Source organism: Nocardia asteroides (assembly GCA_019930625.1).
Classification (GTDB): domain Bacteria; phylum Actinomycetota; class Actinomycetes; order Mycobacteriales; family Mycobacteriaceae; genus Nocardia; species Nocardia sputi.
The window spans coordinates 5,151,475-5,171,791 of sequence record CP082844.1; the positions used below are offsets into that span (position 1 = coordinate 5,151,475).

Annotated in this window: 20 protein-coding genes; 11 read left to right on the forward strand and 9 right to left on the reverse strand. The window is 67.5% G+C overall.

Annotated elements, in window-relative coordinates; all coding sequences use genetic code 11:
• Positions 1-163: 163 nt before the first annotated feature.
• Positions 164-1,339, reverse strand: coding sequence for a DUF3089 domain-containing protein (locus K8O92_23725; GenBank protein ID UAK30872.1), 1,176 nt, complete (start codon positions 1,337-1,339; stop codon positions 164-166).
• A gap of 285 nt (positions 1,340-1,624) precedes the next feature.
• Between K8O92_23725 and K8O92_23730 the strand changes: the two genes are divergently transcribed.
• A complete protein-coding gene (locus K8O92_23730) occupies positions 1,625-2,143 on the forward strand; it encodes a MarR family transcriptional regulator (protein UAK30873.1) in 519 nt (172 codons plus the stop codon).
• Positions 2,140-2,979, forward strand: a complete 840-nt coding sequence (locus K8O92_23735) for a DMT family transporter (protein UAK30874.1) — start codon at positions 2,140-2,142, stop codon at positions 2,977-2,979. Before K8O92_23730 ends, K8O92_23735 begins: the two co-directional genes overlap by 4 nt.
• Positions 2,980-3,170: 191 nt before the next feature.
• Here the strand turns inward: K8O92_23735 and K8O92_23740 are convergent, their stop codons facing one another.
• Positions 3,171-3,620 (reverse strand): DUF2218 domain-containing protein, encoded by a 450-nt coding sequence (locus K8O92_23740; GenBank protein UAK30875.1) that lies wholly within the window; start codon positions 3,618-3,620, stop codon positions 3,171-3,173.
• Positions 3,621-3,815: 195 nt separating this feature from the next.
• Here K8O92_23740 and K8O92_23745 point away from each other — a divergent pair, with 195 nt between their 5' ends.
• Positions 3,816-4,259 carry a pyridoxamine 5'-phosphate oxidase gene (locus K8O92_23745; GenBank protein ID UAK30876.1) on the forward strand — a complete coding sequence of 148 codons (444 nt, stop codon included), beginning with the start codon at positions 3,816-3,818 and terminating at the stop codon, positions 4,257-4,259.
• Positions 4,260-4,404: 145 nt separating this feature from the next.
• Here K8O92_23745 and K8O92_23750 read toward each other — a convergent pair whose 3' ends face one another.
• Positions 4,405-5,007 (reverse strand): TetR/AcrR family transcriptional regulator, encoded by a 603-nt coding sequence (locus tag K8O92_23750; protein ID UAK30877.1) that lies wholly within the window; start codon positions 5,005-5,007, stop codon positions 4,405-4,407.
• A 128-nt stretch (positions 5,008-5,135) separates the two neighbouring features.
• Between K8O92_23750 and K8O92_23755 the strand changes: the two genes are divergently transcribed.
• From K8O92_23755 to K8O92_23775, 5 genes are all read left to right on the forward strand, one after another.
• Entirely contained in the window at positions 5,136-5,636 is a 501-nt protein-coding gene (locus K8O92_23755; GenBank protein ID UAK30878.1) for an anti-sigma factor antagonist, read from the forward strand.
• A 127-nt stretch (positions 5,637-5,763) separates the two neighbouring features.
• Positions 5,764-6,504, forward strand: coding sequence for a hypothetical protein (locus tag K8O92_23760; GenBank protein UAK30879.1), 741 nt, complete (start codon positions 5,764-5,766; stop codon positions 6,502-6,504).
• Entirely contained in the window at positions 6,504-9,365 is a 2,862-nt protein-coding gene (locus K8O92_23765; GenBank protein UAK30880.1) for a TIR domain-containing protein, read from the forward strand. Before K8O92_23760 ends, K8O92_23765 begins: the two co-directional genes overlap by 1 nt.
• 394 nt (positions 9,366-9,759) lie before the next feature.
• Positions 9,760-9,927, forward strand: coding sequence for a DUF1684 domain-containing protein (locus K8O92_23770; protein UAK30881.1), 168 nt, complete (start codon positions 9,760-9,762; stop codon positions 9,925-9,927).
• A 5-nt stretch (positions 9,928-9,932) separates the two neighbouring features.
• Complete coding sequence (locus K8O92_23775) at positions 9,933-11,006, forward strand: LLM class flavin-dependent oxidoreductase (GenBank protein UAK30882.1); 1,074 nt, start codon at positions 9,933-9,935, stop codon at positions 11,004-11,006.
• A 38-nt stretch (positions 11,007-11,044) separates the two neighbouring features.
• Here the strand turns inward: K8O92_23775 and K8O92_23780 are convergent, their stop codons facing one another.
• Positions 11,045-11,980, reverse strand: a complete 936-nt coding sequence (locus tag K8O92_23780) for an esterase family protein (GenBank protein ID UAK35906.1) — start codon at positions 11,978-11,980, stop codon at positions 11,045-11,047.
• 397 nt (positions 11,981-12,377) lie between these two features.
• On the opposite strand from K8O92_23780, the gene K8O92_23785 reads away from it, so the two are divergent.
• Positions 12,378-13,409, forward strand: a complete 1,032-nt coding sequence (locus K8O92_23785; GenBank protein UAK30883.1) for an esterase family protein — start codon at positions 12,378-12,380, stop codon at positions 13,407-13,409.
• A gap of 92 nt (positions 13,410-13,501) precedes the next feature.
• On the opposite strand, the gene K8O92_23790 is transcribed toward K8O92_23785, so the two are convergent.
• The 3 genes from K8O92_23790 to K8O92_23800 all read right to left on the reverse strand — a co-directional run bounded on the left by K8O92_23790 (position 13,502) and on the right by K8O92_23800 (position 16,370).
• Positions 13,502-13,987: a DUF2505 domain-containing protein gene (locus tag K8O92_23790; GenBank protein ID UAK30884.1), complete on the reverse strand. Its 486-nt coding sequence runs from the start codon at positions 13,985-13,987 to the stop codon at positions 13,502-13,504.
• A 408-nt stretch (positions 13,988-14,395) separates the two neighbouring features.
• Positions 14,396-15,925 (reverse strand): hypothetical protein, encoded by a 1,530-nt coding sequence (locus tag K8O92_23795; GenBank protein UAK30885.1) that lies wholly within the window; start codon positions 15,923-15,925, stop codon positions 14,396-14,398.
• A gap of 238 nt (positions 15,926-16,163) precedes the next feature.
• Complete coding sequence (locus K8O92_23800) at positions 16,164-16,370, reverse strand: hypothetical protein (GenBank protein ID UAK30886.1); 207 nt, start codon at positions 16,368-16,370, stop codon at positions 16,164-16,166.
• 142 nt (positions 16,371-16,512) lie between these two features.
• Between K8O92_23800 and K8O92_23805 the strand changes: the two genes are divergently transcribed.
• Positions 16,513-17,187: a cyclase family protein gene (locus K8O92_23805; GenBank protein UAK30887.1), complete on the forward strand. Its 675-nt coding sequence runs from the start codon at positions 16,513-16,515 to the stop codon at positions 17,185-17,187.
• 21 nt (positions 17,188-17,208) lie between these two features.
• Here the strand turns inward: K8O92_23805 and K8O92_23810 are convergent, their stop codons facing one another.
• The gene (locus K8O92_23810) at positions 17,209-18,060 is read right to left on the reverse strand and encodes a crotonase/enoyl-CoA hydratase family protein (GenBank protein UAK30888.1); all 852 of its coding nucleotides are present in this window, start codon (positions 18,058-18,060) and stop codon (positions 17,209-17,211) included.
• Positions 18,061-18,297: 237 nt separating this feature from the next.
• Between K8O92_23810 and K8O92_23815 the strand changes: the two genes are divergently transcribed.
• The gene (locus tag K8O92_23815) at positions 18,298-19,059 is read left to right on the forward strand and encodes a 3-hydroxyacyl-CoA dehydrogenase (protein ID UAK30889.1); all 762 of its coding nucleotides are present in this window, start codon (positions 18,298-18,300) and stop codon (positions 19,057-19,059) included.
• Between the two features lie 241 nt (positions 19,060-19,300).
• Here the strand turns inward: K8O92_23815 and K8O92_23820 are convergent, their stop codons facing one another.
• Positions 19,301-19,783, reverse strand: a complete 483-nt coding sequence (locus tag K8O92_23820; GenBank protein UAK30890.1) for a hypothetical protein — start codon at positions 19,781-19,783, stop codon at positions 19,301-19,303.
• Positions 19,784-20,317: the final 534 nt, after the last annotated feature.

Consider the following 20,317-nt stretch of genomic DNA (forward strand, 5'->3'; position numbering starts at 1 on the left):
GCTCCCCGATGCGCGCCATGCGCTGCACTTCTCTGGACCCGGAGAGGCTGTCCCGCGCAGCGCGGTCGGCGTCTGTTTTGTCCGTGTCGTCCGTTATGGCTGGGCTCGACCGGGACACCGTCCGTGGCGGATTCATCCACGGTTGGTCGCGCTCGGTGGATTGTCAGCGGTGGGCGGCATGGTAGGCGCGGCCCTGGGTGGCCACGATGCGCACCAGATCACCCAACGCGATCTCCACATCGGCGAGGTGCAGACCCCACGTCGCGTCCGGCACGGCGTACAAGTCGGGGCTTCCCGGCTCCGGAGTCGCCATCAGCACGTTCGTGTCGCCGTTGCGCAAGCACTGGAGCCGGTAGCGTTCGGCGGGATCGAGCCACGGGGTCGGCGCGACGACAGCGGACGTTCCGTCCCGCAATGCCAGTTCGACGCCGAGCGGGCTGGGCACCGGATTCACGCGCAGGACACTGGCGGCGACGCGAGATTCGTTGCGGTCCAGAGAAACGGGGTTGGTGCAGGCGACTTCGTAGTCGTCGCCATACGGACGTGGGAGTGGCTCAGGAGTCACGGGGTTGCGACCGAATCGGCTGTCCGGTGGGGGAGTCTCGTCGTATGTCTGCCAGGCGAGCACACACCCTGTCTGCTGCTCGGCGCGGCACAGCGGCAGATGCTGGAAATCGCCGCCGACGTCGCGGTTCTTCGGTACGACCACATTGCCGCCGAGCAGGATCGCGGACACGATCCGATCTCGTACCTCCGGCCGCGGGTCGATTTCCTCCCTGATCAGTTGACGCAACATGCGTGTGCCCTGCGAATGTCCGATCAACACCACCGGTCTGCCGTCTCGGCGCTCGCCGACGAACTGCCGCCAGGCCCGCAGCACGTCCTCGTAGGCGATCCGCGCCATGTCGGCGCGCTGCTCGAAGGTATACGCCTTCTCCGCCGCCAGCGCGGCCAGGGTTCGCTGCCGGTACACCGGCGCGTATATCCGGCAGACTTGGGAGAAGCGGGCCGCCTGTTGTTCGGCTACGGCTCGGATCTCCGGAGTCACCGAGGTATCGGCGTTGGGGGTCGGTTCCAACGATGCCGTTGGATAGACGTAGAAGCAGTCCGAGCCCGAATCGTTCGCCGCCGGTTCGTCCCGCACGTCCGGCTGCCCGGCCCGGCGTACCGTTGTCGCCGAACTCGCTCGGCACGGATCATCGGCCCGATCCGGTCGGCACAACCACACGACGCCGACGTCCGCAACCGGATCCGCCGCCGCGCTCACCGGCAGCCCCGCCAGGACGCCGGCGCCACAAGCCGCCGCCGCAACCGTCCGCCGCCACCAGCTGTCCCGCATCGCACACCTCACCGCTCCGCGCGCGACTCTGAGCCTGTGCCCCGCGACACCGCGCATGTTCGGAGGGGCGGCCTTCGACGGCGTCAGCTTAGCGACGATCGCGCCCGACCAGAAGCGATGTCGAGGTCGAGCCGTGCCCACCACCGTAGGTGATCCCGCATCCGCGGTGACTCGGCCGAGTCGCACGGGCAACGGATTGATCGGCTTTTATCGAATTTGTCGACCAGCGAATCGAATCACGCTCGACTCATGGTGTATTCACGTCCATCGTGTTATGCATGAGTCATGCATGATGACCGCACCGGCAATCTGCTCGGAGCCGCGGCGCTGGCGGTGACCGATCTGATGCTCGAGGACGTGACCGAGATGTCAGGGGCCGGCCCAAGGGCTGCCTCGGCACTCGTGGTGCTGGCGACCTCCGCCGCGCTGAGCGGTACCGAGCTCGGCAGGCGGGTGGGTCTGAGTCAGTCCGCGGCGGCGCGGATGATCGACGGGCTCCTGCAACGTGGATTGGTCGAACGGCGGCCGGGTCAGGGCCGTGAGGTGTCCATCCGGTTGACGCGGCGAGGCCGCACCGCGGCTGCCGGCATTCTCGCCGCACGCAGGGATCGGTTGACCCGAGCCCTGGCCGTCCTGGACCCGTCCGAACGCGCCGCCCTGTCCGAGTTGCTCGGCAAGTTGCTGACCGGGCTGTACGGCGAGGTGGGCGACGCCGATCTGTTGTGCCGCCTGTGTGACCGTCGCTGTTGCACAACCGATGCCATCTGCCCGGTCGGACAAGCAGAGCGGGAGCGAACCGGATGACGTCGGGCGCCACGCTGGCGTTGGTTTCCGCGGCCGCGTACGGTCTGTCCGATTTCACCGGTGGCCTGCTGGCGCGACGCGCTCACTTCCTCGTCGTCGCGTTCTTCGGACAAGTCGGCGGCCTGATCGTCGCCCTGGTCACCGCGCCGTTGTTCGCCGCCGCGGCGGATTGGAAAAGTCTTGCGTGGGGTGCCATCTCGGGGGCCGGTACGGCGGTCGGCATGCTGTTGCTCTTCCGCGGGATCAGCCGAGGCGCCATGAGCGTGGTCGTCCCGGTCAGCGCGGTCAGCGGTGTGACGCTGCCGGTGTTGATCGGGGCGCTGTGGCTCGGCGAACGGCCATCGCTTCTGGCCTGGGCGGGGATCGTGGCGGCGATTCCAGCACTCTGGCTCGTCTCGCACGGCCACGGCACCGCGGGCAGATCGACAGCCGCGACCGTGGACGCACTGCTCGCAGGCACGGGCATCGCCCTCCAGTACCTCGCGCTGGCACAAGCCGACGCGGCGGCCGGAACCTGGCCCGTTGTCACCGGACGCCTGGCCGCGATCGCCACCCTCCTGCCGCTGCTGCATCGGACCATGCCCCGCCGCCCGCGTGCCACCGCGCTCGCCATCATCCTGTCACTCGTCACCGGGGTCCTGGCCGCCCTCGCTCTGGTCTGCTACCTGCTGGCGACCCGGGAAGAACTGGTCGTGATCGCCGTCGTGCTGTCGTCCCTCTACCCCTCGATCCCCGTTCTCCTCGGCATCGCGGCGCTCGGCGAACGCTTGACCCGGAGCCAGGCGTTCGGGCTCGCCGCGGCCGCCGCCGCCCTCGGTCTACTGACAGTCGGCTGAAGATCGGATCCGGTCGGTGCCGCCGCCCGGCGCGGGCCGTCGAAACAACCGTCCTGGTCAGGCGGCAGACTCGGGTAGGTTCCGGTCGGCGCGACTGCTCGTCGTCGGTAACGGCTACGGCGAGCAAGCTCGAGGATTGGTCGGTCGTCATCGCTTGTCGACATCGGGTCGACCCCGCCGTGGTGGGAGCGTCAGTTGTCCGGCAGGCGGCCACTTCGCGGATCGGTCGAATCCGGCCCGGAAAGGTCTCGCTGCCACGTCACACTCAGATGGTCGCGCTCGCCGAACCGGACGAGATGTCTCGCGAGCACATCCTCGAGCCGCGGCAGATCCTCGGCGGCCGCGTCGATGCGCAGATGCAGTTCGCCTTCACGGGCGGTGAGGGTCGCTCGCCCGACTTCGAAGTCGATCCAGCCCGAGGCGGAGTCCGCCGACCATGAACCGCCGCTGCGTCGCCCGAGATGCGCGACCAGCTGCTTGCCGTATCGCTCGGGTCGATCGGTGCGCACCACCGACTGGGACGAGGACGAAGGAGCCTCTGCGGTCACGACGCGGCCCGCGATCGAGATTCGACGCCGGCGAGATGGGCACCGAGGACCTGTAGCACCATGATGCGTACCAGCCTTTGGGTTGCTCTGCATTCGCGTTTTCATGCCGATTGCGGCGCGTGTAGCCCGACCGAAGGACAGCCCGGCAACGCCGACGTGGCAATCGTCTCGGGACTACCCCGCGAACTGCCATTTACCCAGCGGCACGGGACCGCCTATCCGGCAGAGGTACCGATCGAGTGGCGATTGCACAGCAACCTTCCAGTGCTGGCTACGTAAACTCTCGACATGACCGATCTGGCGGAATTCGCTCGGCTGATCGCGGGCGACCACGGACTCTGCGTCGTCTCGACCCTCCGGGCGGACGAAACGATTCAGTCGTCTGTGGTGAACGCGGGTGTCTTGGCGCACCCTGAGACCGGTACGGACGTGGTGGGGATCGTGGTGCGCGGCGATGCCCGCAAACTGGACAACCTACGTGCCCGGGCGCGTATGACGATCGTCGTCCGGGTCGGTTGGCAGTGGGCCGCCGTCGAGGGGCCGGTCTGGATCGCCGGGCCGGACGACCCGGTGTCCGGCATCGATGCCGAGCGGCTGCGGCTTCTGCTGCGTGAGGTGTTCACCGCGGCCGGTGGCGTCCACGAGGACTGGGAAGAGTACGACAGGGTGATGGCCGCCGAACGTCGTGCGGTGGTGCTGATCGTGCCGGATCGTGTCTACGGCAACAGCTGAGGTTCCATTCGTGCCGTGTCTGCGAGCCGTGTGTGAATCCGACGACGGCTACGGCGGTAGGTGACGACTTCCGGCCCTGTTGGCAGTGTGTCAACAAATGTGCTGCGCGCGAAGACGCGTCCATGGCGGCGCAGGGCCCGCTTCGTCATGGCTCGACCGGTCGGTGCTGCTCGATGAGCATGCGGGCCATGCGCTTCGCGCGCCGGGCGGCCTCGAGGTCGCCCTCGGCGGCGGAGATGATCGAGCCCTTCATCAGGATGTGCCAGGAGCGGGCGAAATCGTCCGGGTCGCACAATCCCGCCGCCTCGGCACGGCTGCGTACGATGCCCCGGATATTGTCCAGATATCCGATGCTTGCCTGCCCGGCCGGATGTCCCGCGCCGAGTTCGAGCAGCACGTTGATGAACGAGCAGCCGTCGAAATCCTCGCGCCGCTGGAACCAGTCGTGGAAGACGTCGAAGATCGCCAGCAGTTGCTCTTCCGGTGTGTTGCCGAGCAAACGGGACTGCTTCTCGACCAGGCCGAGTGTCCACAGCTGCTCGCGGCGCTGCAGCACCGCGAGGACGAGATCGTCCTTGGACGGAAAATGCCGATACAGTGTGGCCTTGGCGACACCGGACGCCGCGATCACCTCGTCGGTGCCCACCGCCCGGACGCCACGCCGGGTGAACAACGTGTATGCCGTCGTCAGGATTCGCTCCCGGGCAGGTACCGCGGGTGCGGCGTGGGAAAGGTTCGGAGTCGCCATCTCCCCGTCACGATATCGCTGTACAGACAGGCCTGTCTATGTTAGGAAAGAAAGACAGGTCTGTCTTGAGGATGCAGGGTGGGCCCTAATGTCGAGCGCGATACGCGCGAAACGAATCGAGTGCCCGTATGAGCACAGCACTGCACGGTCAATCCGGCCCCCTGCACCCACCAACCGATGAGCCGGAGGATGCTCGCCGCAGACTGAACGCCACCATCGAACACCGCGGTAGCGCGGTCGTTCTCCATGCTCGTGGCGAAATCGACGCCTACACACTGCCGACGTGGCGCCGATTACTGCGCGAGGCCGCCGCGGCTACCGCGGCGCCGAATCCGATCGTGATCGATACCACCGGGCTCGATTTCATGGCATGCCGTTCCCTGCTGGTCTTGGCGGAGGAATCCGAGAGATGCCGACATCAGGGTATGCGACTGTGCGTGGTCGGCCGCTCGGTCCTGGCCCGCATCGTGACCCTCATCGACCTCGACGCTCAACTGCCCATCTACTCCTGCGTCGAGGACGCGGTGGCCGACTCGGCGCCGAACGGGCGTTCCCATGGATGCCGTGCCGCGGGGCAACGTGGCACGGTCGCGTCGGTAGCGAAGATAGGAGATCCATCCGGCGCGTAGGCGGCGAACTCGGTATCCTCCCCGGATTCCCTTGCGCTCGAACTCGATAGAACGGGCGTCGCCGCCGAGCATGTTCGTCATTCCCCGCCTCTACCGTCGCGCGGTCGAATAAACTGGCCCTGCGTCGGTGACGGCAACCCGAAACCCCTTCGCAGAACTGGACTTCGGGCAGTTGTCGGCGTTTGCCAGCCGGACAGCCGAAGGGGAGGCGATGTCCCAGCGCCCGATCAGCCATACGACCAATTCGGAGCCGAACCAGAACAGCCATTCGAAGCGGCGCATCGTGATCGCGTTCGCGGCGGTGGTTCTCCTGGCTGTGGCCGGCGCGATCGCCTACTCGGTGTTCCGGTCGCAGCCGCAGGCACCGCCCACGGACTCGGCGCAGCCTGGAGCGACTATCGCGCCCGGCTCGAAGCTCAATATTCTCGCCAACGGCGATCACCCGTGGAGCATGCTCATCCGCTCGGACGCCGGAGGGGAATGCGGCCTCGCCGCCGATCACACCGCGCCGCCGTGCAGCTTGCTGATCCCGGAAGGCACCACGGTCATGCGCTTGGAAGCGACCTTTCAACAGCGGTTGATCTACGATCAACCGCCGCGGGACGGATTCCTGTGGTACGGCTGCGATGAAGGGCCCAAGTCCAGAACATGCACCTTCACAGTTACCCGACCGGGCGGAGTGTGTATCACCGGCGTCGATCCGGAGTTCGTGCGAGTCGATGGCTGTGCGACGCTCTACGAAGACGGTGTGCTGGACCGCCTGCCCAAGGCCCCGCCGGAGTTCTCGCGTGTTCCCGTGAGTAACCGGTTGACGTGGAGTTTCCCGCCCGGCGTGTGTCAAGGCAAGTCGGGAGTGACGCGCTGCTGATGGCCGAGCCCGGTCGTTACGACGTCTTCATGTCCTACAGTCACGCGCTCGACACCGAACTGGCGCCGGCATTGCAGCGCGCTTTGCGTGGACTGGGTCGCCGGTGGTATCGGCCGTACGCGCTGCGGGTCTTCCGCGACAGGACCGGCCTGGGCGTGAACGCCAGCCTGTGGCACGGTATCGAAAGCGCTTTGGTGAAGGCGGACAACTTCGTCCTGCTCGCCTCTCCGCCTGCCGCCCGATCGGTGTGGGTACGCCGGGAGGTCGAGTGGTGGCGGGCGCACCGTTCCCCGGAGACATTCCTAGTGGCGCTCACCGGTGGGGAGATCTGCTGGGACGAGGCGACGGGCGATTTCGACTGGGACCGTACGGATGCGCTCCCGGACTGCCTGTCGGGTTGGTTCTCCGCGGAGCCGAACTACGCGGATCTGCGCTGGGCAAGGAAAGAAGCTCTCTCCCTGCAACACAGTGAGTTCCGCAGCGACGTCGCTTCCCTGGCCGCCGCCGTCCACAAACTCAGCAAGGACGAGATAGAAGGCGAGGACATCCGCCAGCGGCGGATCACCCGGCGAATCATCGGCGGTGTCGTCACCGTGCTGAGCGTGCTGCTGGTCTTCGCCCTGGTCGCGACGGTCCTCGCGGTACGGGCACAGCAAGAGGCGCTGGATCAGCAACGGGTCGCGGCAGCACGTTCCCTGATCACGGCGGCGGATGCGGCGAGGAACGGCAGTCCCCCCGACATCGACACGGCCTTGCGGCTGGGCGCGGCCGCCTACGCCAACCTGCCGAATCCGGAGACGACGGCAAGCCTGGTCCACACGCTCGCCGGGAGCCCTCTGGCCACCGTGCTGCCGGGCAGATTCGGACGAGCCACCCCGCTCGCCTTCGCGCCGGACAACCGGCTGCTGGCACTCGCCGACGGCGGCAGAAGTCTCCAGTTGTGGAACCTCGACGGCGAGCGGCCGTCCCGATGGGGCGACGCACTGGCTTCCGACCACCTGATCGAGTTCCTTGCCGTGTCCCCGAACGGGACGTTACTTGCGGCGGCGGGGGCCGGCATCCTGCGACTGTGGGACATCACCGATCGTGCGAAACCATCCCGAATCGAGTTGCCCGCGATGGAGATCGTTCCGGTCGGCGCGCTCCGCTTCTCGCCGGACGGCCGGTTGCTGGCCGTCGGCTTCGGCAGCACCCTGATGCTGTTGGACGTGAGCGAGACGCCGGGCCCCCGGGTAGTGAGCTCGATCGACACAGTGGGCTCGATCTTCACCGGTGTGCCCGCACGGGTTACATCCGTGGCGTTCGCGAGCAGGACGCCGACAGTGGCGGTGAGCTATACCAACGGTCTCGTCGGCGTCTGGGATGTTCGCGACGCCAGGGCGCCACAGAGTCTCACCGGATCGTGGATCGCGAGCACTCGGGCCGTAGCGCAACTCGCACTGTCCCCCGACGCCTCACTGATCATCACCTCCGAGCAGGAAGCGGTCTCCTTCTTCACCCTCGAAGCAGGTACCGCGCGGTTGGTCGCTCACGACGACTCGCCCGCCGGGCCGACCGCGACACCGACAGACCTCTGGAACGCCGGGCTGTCCACCTTTCTTCCGGATGGCCGCTCCGCCGTCACGATCGTCGGTCACACCGTGGTGTGGTGGGATGTCACTGCGGTGGACGCACCCAGGGAGACCCGTCGATTCACGGTCGAGCACACCGGCGGCATCAACCATGAGGCGCTGACAGCGAACGGCCGATGGCTGGCCACCAGCGGCGACAACGGCCAGGTGATCTTGTGGGACGTCACCGATGCGAACCGGCCGCAACGGCTCTCGGCGCCGCTCGGCGGACTGGGCGCGGACGCGTCGGAAATGGCGTTCGCTCAGCGGCGGCCCGTCGTCGCGGTCGCCGCCGGCGACACCGTCGGGCTGTGGAGTCTGGAGGCCGGCCGCCGGGTGCCCGGCGGGCAGGTACGGCGACCGGGGAACACGATCACCGCGACAGCGATCTCCCCGGATGGGCGAATCCTCGCCGTCGGCGGATCCGACCGGACCACGACGTTGTGGAACATCGACGACCTCACCGAGCCCCGACCGGTCGGGGCTGCTTTGACCGACTTCACCAATATCGTTCGCGCCATCGCCTTTTCTCCAGACGGCAAGTTACTCGCCGTCACCGGCCATCCGGCCATGATGCTGTGGGACATCACCGACCCCGGAAACCCGAAGCGACTGAGTCCGAAGCCCGTCGGGCGACCCAGCACGACGACGGGTCTGGCATTCTCACCGGACGGCCGCACCGTCGCGGCCGCGCGCGAGCGCGACGTCGTCGTCCTCTACGACGTCGCCGACGTGACTCGCTCGATCAGTGAGTTGGGTGGCACATCCCAGACCGCCAGGCACCTGATGTTCTCCCCGGATGGCCGCACCCTCGTGACCGGCGGCAGCAATCCGGGCGTGCTGCTGTGGGACGTCACCGACCGCGCCCGTCCGTCGTTGTCGGGGCAACCGCTGCCCGGCTATCCGGACTCCGTTCACGGGGTGGCGTTCGCGCCTGACGGCCGGACCCTCGCGGTGACCGCCGACACCGCCCGACTGTGGGACCTCAGCGATCGGCAGCGTCCGCGCACACTCGGCGCTCCGATGGAGACCGGCGGATCGATGAGGCCGGTCGCATTCGCACCGGACGGGCATACCTTGGGAATCGGTGCTGCCGACCACACCATCGCTGTCTGGGATCTCGGTGGGCTCGAGGAACTGCGCGCCGATCCGCTCCGGACCGCGTGCCGACGCATGTCGTCCGTACTCGACGAGGCCACCTGGTCGTTCTACGCTCCCGGCCTCGACTACCACGACGGCTGCGGACACTAGCCCGAGGACGCGCGAACTCGAGAGTGCGGTGACGATCACGCCCCAAGCTCCGTAGTTCGAGAGTCGCCGGTTGGTCGAGTGAGTTGAACTCCGCCGGTCGACATGGATCGGCGCAGCCCGAATCGAACGAGCCGGTCCGATCATTCCCCGCGAATCCTCTGGCGGCTGTTCCTTCCGTGACGCGAGCGAAATGTTTGTGTTCGCGCTGATCGCAATCCTGTTCGTCGGCACATGCATTCGGTTGACTTCGGTATCACCTCCGTTCGGCGTCGCCCAGGAGAGGCGCAGCGCCCTCGGACAGAGGGCGCGGCGACGCTCGGACGCCGGGGTGCCGCGCGCGTAATGCTGGGCCTCGAGGACAGCGCCGAACCGAGGACAGACAGAGGAGCACCACATGACAGCGCAGGCCACCGCAACCCCGACCGACGCCTACGCCGCCGACCGGCAGGACTACCTGCCCTGCGCCTACACCGACCTGGCGACCTGCCCGTTGCCACCGGCGCAGCATCGGCTTCCGGTCGCGATCGAGGCCGGTGAGCAGATCCCGTACGAGCGGCGCTGAACTCCATGAGCGATACCACATCCCGGATCACGACGTTGTCGTTCCTGACTCCGGGCAATTATCTCGACGACGACCCCTACTCGGGGCTCGAGGACGCACTGCAGCTGTTCGAGTACGGTGAGAGCCTCGGTTTCGACGGTGCGTGGGTCCGGCAGCGCCATCTCGAGCACGGCGTCGGGTCGGCCGCGGTGTTCCTGGCCGCCGCCGGGCAGCGCACCAACCGGATCGAGTTGGGCACTGCCGTGATTCCCATCGGATACGAGAGCCCGTTCCGGCTGGCCGAGGATCTGTCGCTGGCCGACGTGCTCTCCCGGGGCCGGTTGCAAGCCGGTTTCAGTGCGGGCACGCCGCCGCATGCCGAGTTGATCGGAAACCTGGTGTTCGACGGGGAGTGGCGCAACTACGATCTGTCCTACGGACGGATCACCAGGCTGATCGACAACCTGCGCGGCGACTACCTCGGTGACACCGACACGGTGATCCACTCCCCGGGGAACATCCAGCGACCCCGCTTGCAGCCGCACAATCCCGGCTTGATCGACCGGCTGTGGTACGGCGGCGGCAGTAGCCGTTCGGTGCGCTGGGCAGGCGAGAACGGGCTCAACCTGCTGACCGGGAATATCGTCTTCGGCGACCGCAGCGACGATTTCACCGCCACCCAGCTGAGCTTGATCGGCGACTACCGCCGACTGACGAATCCGGTCCGGCCCGGCCGGGTTGCGGTGGGACGCGTGATCGTCCCGTTCGACAGCGCCGACCGCACGACCCGCGAGCGTTACCGGCAGTACGCGGCGAGCAGGTACGAGCGCACCCTGGCGCCACAGGGGGAGCGGCGGGTCCTGTTCGCGCCGGACGTGGTCGGAAGCGCCGAGGAGATCATCGAGCGGCTGCGGGCCGATCCGGTGCTCACGCGGACCTCGGAGTTGCGGCTGGAGCTGCCGTACGAGTTCTACCGGGCCGATTACGAGCAGATCTTGCACGACACCGTCGAGCTGATCGCCCCAGCTTTGGGCTGGCGGCCCGCGACGAATCGGCCCCGCACCGAGCGCGACGCCGGAGAGGTGGCCGCGTCGGCCTGAGCAGACCGCTCGACGCGGGTGACCGTCGGCTGGGATCGTCAGGATTGTTCGGCGATCGCGGCGGCGAACACCGGCCATGAGCTGTGCAGGTCTTCCTGCCAGTAGGACCAGGAATGGGTGCCGTTGTCGCGCAGCTCGAATATGGCGGGAATGTTCAGCTCACCCAGTCTGTCACGCAGCTGACGGGTGCAGTGGTCCGCGAAGGTCTCCAGTACGCCGCCGATGAGTAATTGGTCGAACAGCTTGCCGGGATGATGCTCGATACCGGCGCCGTCGAGTGTGTCGTGTGGTCCGGGTGCTCCGGTACCGGTCGAGACGTAGATCGCGGTTCCCCGCAACTTGTCCGCGTGCAGATACGGGTCGTTGGCCGCCCACGCGGGATCCGTCGGCGGACCCCACATGTTGACCACATTGCCGCGACGCCCGCCCACCACCGCACTCACGATCACCTGACCCTGCGGATCACTGGTACGCACACACCCCGAATACGACCCGATAGCCCGATACAACCCCGGCGCGGCCAACGCCAACTGGAACACCGACGTACCCGCCATCGAGATACCCGCGATCGCGTTCGCCCCGTTCCCCCCGAACGCCGCATCCACCAGCGGAGGCAACTCCCGCGTCAGGAACGTCGCCCAACGCTGCCGTCCCAACACCGGATCATCCGCACGCCAATCCGTGAAATACGAACTCGCACCCCCGAACGGAACAACCACATTCACCTGCTTGTCCCGGAAGAACTCCACCACATCCGTCCGGTCGAGCCAGTTGCCGTCAGCCCCGCCGTCGATGCCGTTGAGCAGGTACAGGGTGGGCGCGGGAGCCGAGCTGTCGACGGCCGGAAGGACCTGTACGGCTACGGTGTTCGCCATCGCGGCGGAGTGGACCGTCAGCTCGACCAGCCGTCCCGATCCCTGTACCGCGCCCGCGATACGCGACCCATCCGGGGCGGCGCTGATCGATGACGGCATCTCCGGCGTGATCGGCTCGGCGTTCACCGAACCGGCTGTGCTGCCGGTGAATCCGAGGGCGACGGCGCTCAGTGCCGCGATCAGCCGCGCCGCGCCGCGGTGATATGACGGCGGGGGAGGGGAATCCACACACGGCCTTCCTGAACGGGCGGAACGGAACACGGCCAACGCTAGGCGGCGAATGCGTCGGCGGGCAAGGCGCGGTCGAGGTCGTTGGGGTGGGTGGCCAGTTCGCTCGGCGTCGCACTGGGAACGTCCACAAGGTCGGAGGTATCCGTACTCACCGGCTCACGGGATGCGGTTGACTCGATGCTGGTTCTGGAGAGCCCGGTCGCCTATCTCCGGCCCGTGGAGCCGAGCGTACCGGCCGGGGTGCGGTCTGGAGATCGGAGATGCCATGTCGCTCAACGGTTCAGGAATGCGAATCCTGCTCGCTGTCATGGTGTGTGCGGCGATGGCGGCGGGCCCGAACACTGCGGCGACGGCCGAACCGCAACCGGATCTCGCATCCGTGGCGGCCCCTGACGGGTCCCGGATCCACGACATCCGCGCCGAGTCCGATCGGGTCCTCGACCTCGGCGTGTTGTCGACGGCGATGAACAGCGTCACCCGGGTGCGCGTTCTGCGTGCGTCCGATCCGGCTCGACCCGCACCGACGTTCTATCTGCTCAACGGCGCCAACGGCGGTATCAGCGACGGCAACTGGCTCGACCGGACGGATGTGGTGGAGTTCTTCCGGGACAAGCAGGTGAATGTGGTTGTTCCGTTCGGGGGTGCGAGTTCGTATTTCACGGATTGGCGTGCGGATGATCCGGTGTTGGGACGGCAGCGTTGGGCGACGTTCCTGACGCGGGAGTTGCCTCCGCTGGTGGATGCGGCGTTCGGGGGGAACGGGGCGAACGCGATCGCGGGTATCTCGATGGCGGGTACGTCGGTGTTCCAGTTGGCGTTGGCCGCGCCGGGGTTGTATCGGGCTATCGGGTCGTATTCGGGGTGTGTGCGTACCAGTGATCCGCAGGGTCAGGTGATCGTGAGTGCGGTGGTGGGCGGGCGTCGCGGCAATGTGGTCAACATGTGGGGTCCGCCGACGGATCCCGCGTGGGCGGCCAACGACCCGTATCTGCACGCGGACAAGTTGCGGGGAACCGCGATCTACGTCTCGACCGGTACCGGAGCACCCGGACCACACGACACACTCGACGGCGCGAACGGTTCCGGGATACAGCTTGCCTACCAATTGATTTTCGGTGCTCCTCTGGAAGCCGTCACCAATCTGTGCACCCGTCAGCTCCGGGAGCGACTGCGCCAGTTGGCCGTTCCAGCCACTTTCGAGTTACGTCCGACCGGCACCCATTCCTGGGGGTATTGGGAGGAAGATCTGCACAAGTCGTGGGACACGATCGGCGTCGCTCTCGGTGTCGATCCGTAGCAGAGGGAGTTCATCTTCGGCAGTCGTCCGCGCTTGCGTGTCGAGGCCACTGCCCTTCGACCGACTTCCGGACTCGGCAACCGGCATCCGGGTCAGTGGTCGGTGATCCAGGTGTCGGTGAACTGCGCCTCCACGGTGAGCATGTCGAGCAGCCGGGCTACGACGGCCGCTTCGATCTTCCTGCCGAACAACGGGATGCCGACCTCGGCCGAGCCGTCGACGACCGCCACCGTCGTGGTGTCGCCGCCGGTGAGCCGGACGGTTCCGCTCACTTGGGCGGGCACACCCTCGACGCGGGCCTCGAAACTGCCGCCCTCGCGGGTGTAGGTCTCGGTGCGCGTGATGACCAGCCCCTCCGGTCGCACGGCGGTGATGCCGCTGGGCAACTCCGCCGCCGGAACGGTCTGCACCAGCCGCACGTGCAGGCGGTCCTCGGCGGCGTCGAACTCGACGAGCCGCGCGTCGACCCCGCCGACCTCCTCGATGCGGTCCTTCCAATACTGCTCGTCGGCCAGCGCCGCACGCAGCGCGTCGGCCGAATGGGAATAGGTGGCCGTATACGCCAAGGGGGTCGCCATACCGACACACGCTACCTGCCGCTACGCCGCTCGCAGCGGGCGAACCGCCGATGCTTTCATTCCCCGAACATGCTGAATCATCTTGTGAAATAGAAGGTTCGACAGCGAGGTATGGCTCCTCCGTCAAGGAGGACCGCTTCGACGGGTGATGGACGCGGTCTACTTCCGACCGGGGAAACCATATCCAGGTGCACACAGCTGCCCCTGTCGAGCGACCGAATACCGCTGGCGGGCCGGCGTCGATCAGCTGGTTCGACTGCGCTCGGCGTGGATGTGCGGAGCACCCGGCATAGGTGTCGGGTTTCGACGTCCGCCTGTACCCGACTCGTTCCGATCCAGCGCGGGCAGTCACCGCCGACCCGCGGCAGGCAACTACCGATGCGATCCGTTGCCCACCGCAGGGCCGTTTCACCCCTCCAGGAAAGCCAGCATGTCCGCACGCAGCTTCGCGTTGGTCTCGCGCTCCGCGGCCGCGGCGACCCAGCCGCGCGCCTGGGACGGGCGCGCCTGCGGCGGCCAGGCGTCGAGAACTGTGAGAACCGCCCGGCGGCACCGGACGACCCGGTTGGCGAGTGCGACCGGCAATAGTGCCTGGCCGTGGCCCGGATGGTCGCGCAGATTCCAGACGATGATCTCGAGGACCGTATCGGCCTGATGGTCCGGGCCTAGGCCCAGTGCTTCGGATGGGCCCGTGGTCAGCTGGTCGAGCGGTAGGAGTTGCTCGGCGAGGCCTACCACCTGCTCTACAGTGACCTGGTCTGCGTGCCGCATCGCCCACTGCCAAACGTAGGCGTTGTGGTGATCGAACCGCAAGCGCGCGAGAGCGTTCGGGAAGGCGTTCATGCCCAGCCGTCCCGCGCAGGAGAGCGCGACCTCGAACGCGTAGGAGCGGCGCGCGCCGCGAGGTTCCGCGGCGGAGTCGACGCGGGCGAGTTCGGACGCCACCAGTTCGCGCCACCGCGGCTGCGCCGTGAGGGAGGTGTACCTGGCCCGCAGCCGGGCAGGTTCGCCGTCGGGCCAGTCGAAATCGTCACCGGATACCAGGCGTTCGAGGGTCAGTGCCGCGTCGAGCCGTCCGAGGGTGGGTTGGGCACGGGCGAGGTGTTCGGCGAAACGATGCATGGCGGGCACCGCGTCCTCGTAGTCGTGCATGTCCTCGGCGGGGCCGCCCTTGGCGAGTGCGTTGAGGATGTCCGCCGCCCCATCGATCAGGGCGTCGTCGACGTCGTCTTCGAGCAGCGCCTCGTAGAGACCGCCGGTCGTGGCGGCGAGGTGGGCGAGGTACTCGTTCATCACGCCGTTGCGGAAGCCGCCACGCAGCAACCATGCCGTGATGTCGGGGTCGGCGCAGCCCTTCAGTCGCTCCACCGCGTGGATCCGTCCCCAGCCCTCGAGCCGCTGTGCCAGCTCGAACACCGCCCGGTGGGGATGGGGCTGGGTGTTCATCAGCGCGACGACCGCGAAGAGTGCGAACTCCTCCAGCGAACCCAGCAGTTGGAGGAGCTCGCGGTCGCGTTCGTCACCACATGTGCCCAGCAGCACGATGCCGAGTTTCGCGGCCTCCCGTCGCGTGGCGTTCTCCGTTACGAATCGCGCTGCGTTACGGAGCTTTTCGCGTGGAAAGTGCCGGGATCGCAACTCGCCCACGAGATCGTCGGCGACGCTCACGGCCCGTATCCCGGCAAAGTGCTCGAGTAGCCGAGCCGGATCGTCGAGGTCGGCGAGGATCCGATCGGTGAGATCGGCGACCGGCTGCGCGCCGGTCCCGAAGTGATGGGTGCTGACGCCGTCGTACACGACGCTGGGAAGGACGCTACGGCCGGTTTCGTTCGGCGGTTCGTCCGGTAGGGGATACCCGTCACACGGCCAAGGGCCGGGACCGTGCAGAGCGGACAGAGATAGCGCGTGGGCCACGAATGTGGCCGAGTGGGGGCTCATCGAGCCGGGCGCAGGACGCCCTTTCCGTCGAAGATCATGAACACGAGGATGGCAGCTCGCTGGTCGCGACGCAACCGCGCTCGGCGAGGCTGCGGGACGCCCGCTGTTTGCTGGATCGGACGGCATGATGATCCGGTGCCGCGAAGGAGCGAGGCGAAGACCTCTCCCTTACCGACACCTGCCGTGCACTGCGATCGCGTCCCACAGCCGTCGCGACAAGGACATCGGACATTTGCGGTCAGGGAAGACGCATCAGCTGGCGGGACAGGCCGAACAGGCGGCGCGCGAGCTTGACGACAGGGATTCCCACCGGTAGCAGGATGACCGTCACGCACAGCACCACGCCGACGAGCCACAGCACAGCGGCCAAGAGCCCCAGCACCGTGCCGAGCACGGCCGTGAGAATCCCGAGCACTACGCCGAGCAGGCCCTTCAGCAGTTTCATGACGACCTTCCTGCTTCCATTCTGCGCCCTTTCCGGCCCGGGTGCACCTGCCCTGTTTGCTGGGCCTGCCTTTCGGACCGGTTGAGGACGGCGAGCTCGCGCCTCGGCTCTCCTCGGTGGGAGCGGCGGTACGGTCCCTGGCATGAGCCGAGTGATCGTGGAGTTGTCCCACTCGATCTCGGACGGCATGCTCACCTGTCCGGGCCTGCCCGGACCGCGAGTCACCACGGATGTCGCGCGTGAGCGGTCGCCGCTGATCGGCATGGATTACGACATCGCACGCGTGGACATGGTCGGCCACACCGGCACGTATATCGACGCGCCCTTCCTTTTCCACGCCGATGGCGCCGATGTTGCCGACCTTCCGCTGGAACGATTGTTCAACGTGCCGATCGTGATCATCCGCGCTCCGAGACTTCGCGCGGTGGGGCCGGATCTGCTCGGCGACCCGGCGCGCCTGTGGGGCAAGGCGGTGCTTGTGCACACGGGGTGGTCTGCGGCGTGGGGTTCGCCCGACTACCGGGGCCCCGGGCATCCGTTTCTGGTCGGTGAGGTCGCGGATGCGCTGGTCGCGGCCAATGTGGCGCTGGTAGGAATCGACTCCCTCGACATCGACGACACGTCTCTGCCGACGCGGCCGTGTCATCGCACGCTGCTCGGGGCGGGGATCCCGATCATCGAGCAGATGACGAACCTCGACGCGGTGCCCGACACCGGCGCCAGGCTGGTCGCCCTGCCCGCACCCATCCGCGGGATGGGCTCGTTTCCGCTGCGCGCCGTGGCGTGGATCGAGCACAGCGGCGCAGCCACGCTATAGCGTGCGGCTCTTGCCGTGGACTCATGACCGGAATGGCGGGACCGCTAGGTCATCACCGAATATGTCCGGCAGGTCGCGGTCGACGCTGTCCGGGAATCGGGCGGGCCGCTTCTCCAGGAAAGCTGTGACGCCTTCCCTGGCGTCGGCGCTCGCGCCCCGATGGTGGATGCCGCGGGATTCGACGCGATGCGCGATCATCGGATGCTCGGCGCCGAGATTGCGCCACAGCATCTGCCGGGACAGGGCCACCGAGACGGGTGCGGAGTGCTCGGTGACGCGGCGGGCGAGGGCACAAGCCTCGTCCAGCAGCGTGCCGGCCGGATGCAGCGCGTAGAACAGTCCGGCGTCGAGCGCTTCGGCGGCGTCGACGAGACGGCCCGAATACACCCAGTCCAGCGCGGTCTGCACGGGCACCAGGCGGGGCAGGAACCAACTGGAGCAGGACTCGGGAACGATCCCGCGTCGATTGAAGACGAATCCGATCCGGGCGTTGTCGACGGCGAGCCGGAAATCCGCGGCGAGAGTCATGGTGATGCCCACCCCGACGGCGGGACCGTTGACGGCGGCGATGATGGGTTTGCGCGATTCGAACATGCGCAGGACGACTTCGCCGCCGCTGTCGCGGAAGTCGGCAGCGGCGTTCTGGTCGCCCGCGACGAAGGTGTCCGCACCCGCCGACAAGTCCGCGCCGGCGCAGAAGGCGCGTCCGGCGCCGGTGAGGACAACCGCTCGGATCTTGTCGTCGCGATCGCAGGAGTCGAAGGCATCGATCAGCTCCGCACCCATCGCGGTGGTGAACGCGTTGAGCTGCTTCGGACGGTCGAGGGTGATGGTGGCGATGGTGTCGGAGACGTCCAGGCGAATATCGGCCATAACGTACAGCTTGCCACGACGCCGATACCCCCTCTCTTGCAGGGCGTTCGCGCCGCATCTCGCGACAGTGACGCCGAGACGAAGCAGAATGATTGTTTACTTATTCCTCTCTGTGCGGTTAGCCTGTCGCGGTGTCCCGATTGGTCACGGGCACCTGGCCCCGCCGCGGGGTGGCAACGGAGACCAATCGGCCGGCGCTTCGCGCCGTCGTTCGATAACCCGGAGAAGGGGAGTGGGATGGAGATCAGCAACGCGGTCGCGGCAGTGACGGGCGGCGCTTCGGGACTCGGCTCGGCGACCGTGCGTGAACTGCACGGCAAGGGAGCGAGGGTCGTGATCATCGATCTGCCGTCGTCCGCAGGCGAGGCCGTCGCCGAAGAACTCGGTGACGGCGTGGTTTTCGTTCCCGCCGACGTCACGAACGAGGAGCAGGTCACGGCGGCTCTCGACGCCGCGCAAGAGCTGGGCGACCTGCGGATCGCGGTGAACTGCGCCGGAATCGGCAACGCCGTCAAGACCGTCGGCAAGAAGGGCGCGTTCCCGCTGGCGGATTTCACCCGGGTGATCAACGTCAACCTGATCGGCACCTTCAACGTCATCCGGCTGGCGGCCGAACGGATCTCCCGGACGGATCCGGTCGGCGAAGAGCGCGGCGTCATCATCAACACCGCGTCGGTGGCAGCGTTCGACGGCCAGATCGGGCAAGCGGCCTATTCGGCGTCCAAGGGCGGGATCGTGGGCCTGACCTTGCCGGTGGCGCGCGACCTCGCGGCGCTGAAGATCCGCGTGGTGACCATCGCGCCGGGGCTGTTCCACACTCCGCTGTTCGCCACGTTGCCGGACGACGCGATCGCATCCTTGGGCGCGCAGGTCCCGCACCCCTCGCGACTCGGCGATCCCGTCGAATACGCGGCGCTCGCGCGTCACATCGTGGAGAACCCGATGCTCAATGGCGAGACCATCCGCCTCGACGGCGCCATCCGGATGGCGCCGCGCTGAAGTGGACTCCGCCGAGCGGGTTTCGGGTGGGTCCGCCGATGCGACTCCCGGGATCTACGAGTTCACACGGTGATGGCCAGGCTCGCCCGACTGCGACGACTCTTCCGGGGCGGGCCTTCATGCGGCATCCGAACGGTGCGTGCGCGATCGTTGCCGATGCCGATGCCGATGCCGATGCCGATGCCGATGCCGATGCCGATGCCGATGCCGCGGCTGCGGTGGTCCCCTACTTTCGGCTGCGTCAGCGGAGGCGTCGGGAGCCGGGTGCCGTACGGATGCCGACGACGGTGAGGACGGTGACCACCAATACCGTCATCAGCCGCATGAGGTTCCAGGTATCCGGGTCGCCGGGCGGTTCGGCGGCGCGTACGTCCCTTCCGCGTGGGCGGTTCTGCGGGGACGGCGGCCGCTCGGCCAGCGGTGGCGGTGCCTGAAGTTGCGTCCGCGTGGCGCCGGCGGCTGGAGACGGCGCGATCCGCACTTCGGGCGCGGGCGGTTCGAGCTGGAGGGGGTTCATGGGGACCGGCGGAGCGGTGGGGACCAGCAGTAGGCAGGTCAGCAGTGCGCTTCCGGTGAGGGCGCTACCGACGGCGGCGCTGCCGAGGCTCGATCCGCTCGACCCCGGGCCGATGAGGCTGGACCCTGGGCCGATGAGGCTCGATCCCAGGGAGCCGAAGCCGCTACCGGTAGCCAGTCCGAGCACGAGCAACGCGCTCCCCGTCACGGCGCTTCCGGAACAAGCCGCCTGCACGCTGCCGGAATCGAGCTCCAGGGTCTCGGCCGGACTACCCGTCGTTCCGTTCGAGTGAGTCGCCGGATTCGCTGCGAGGGGAGTCGCATCCTCGAGTCCCGCATCCCCCGTGGCGAGAAGGCCCGCGTGCGCGCTGCCGGTGGCGAAATCGCCCGGACCGGCGCTGCCGGACGGTATTCGAACCGGGCCGAGACTGAGAGATCCGCCGGAAGACGCCCCTTCGGGAGCGGGATCGGAGGCACTGCCGGACGACGTGGCGCCGGGACCGAAGCTCGAACCACTGCCTACGACGTCGCCCACTGGCTCGGCGCCGGTCGTTGAACTCGAACTACCGGTTGCCAGGTCGCCGAGGGGCAGCCACGGCGGCACTTCGGCGGAGGCTTCCAGAGGCCGAGCCGCGAGCGTCGCTATGGTCAGCGGGAGAATCGCAGTAGCGAAACCCTTTGCAAAACCTCGTGTTCGGATAACTCCTCGATTGCTTGGCATATGCGGTCGCCTCGTCGTCGT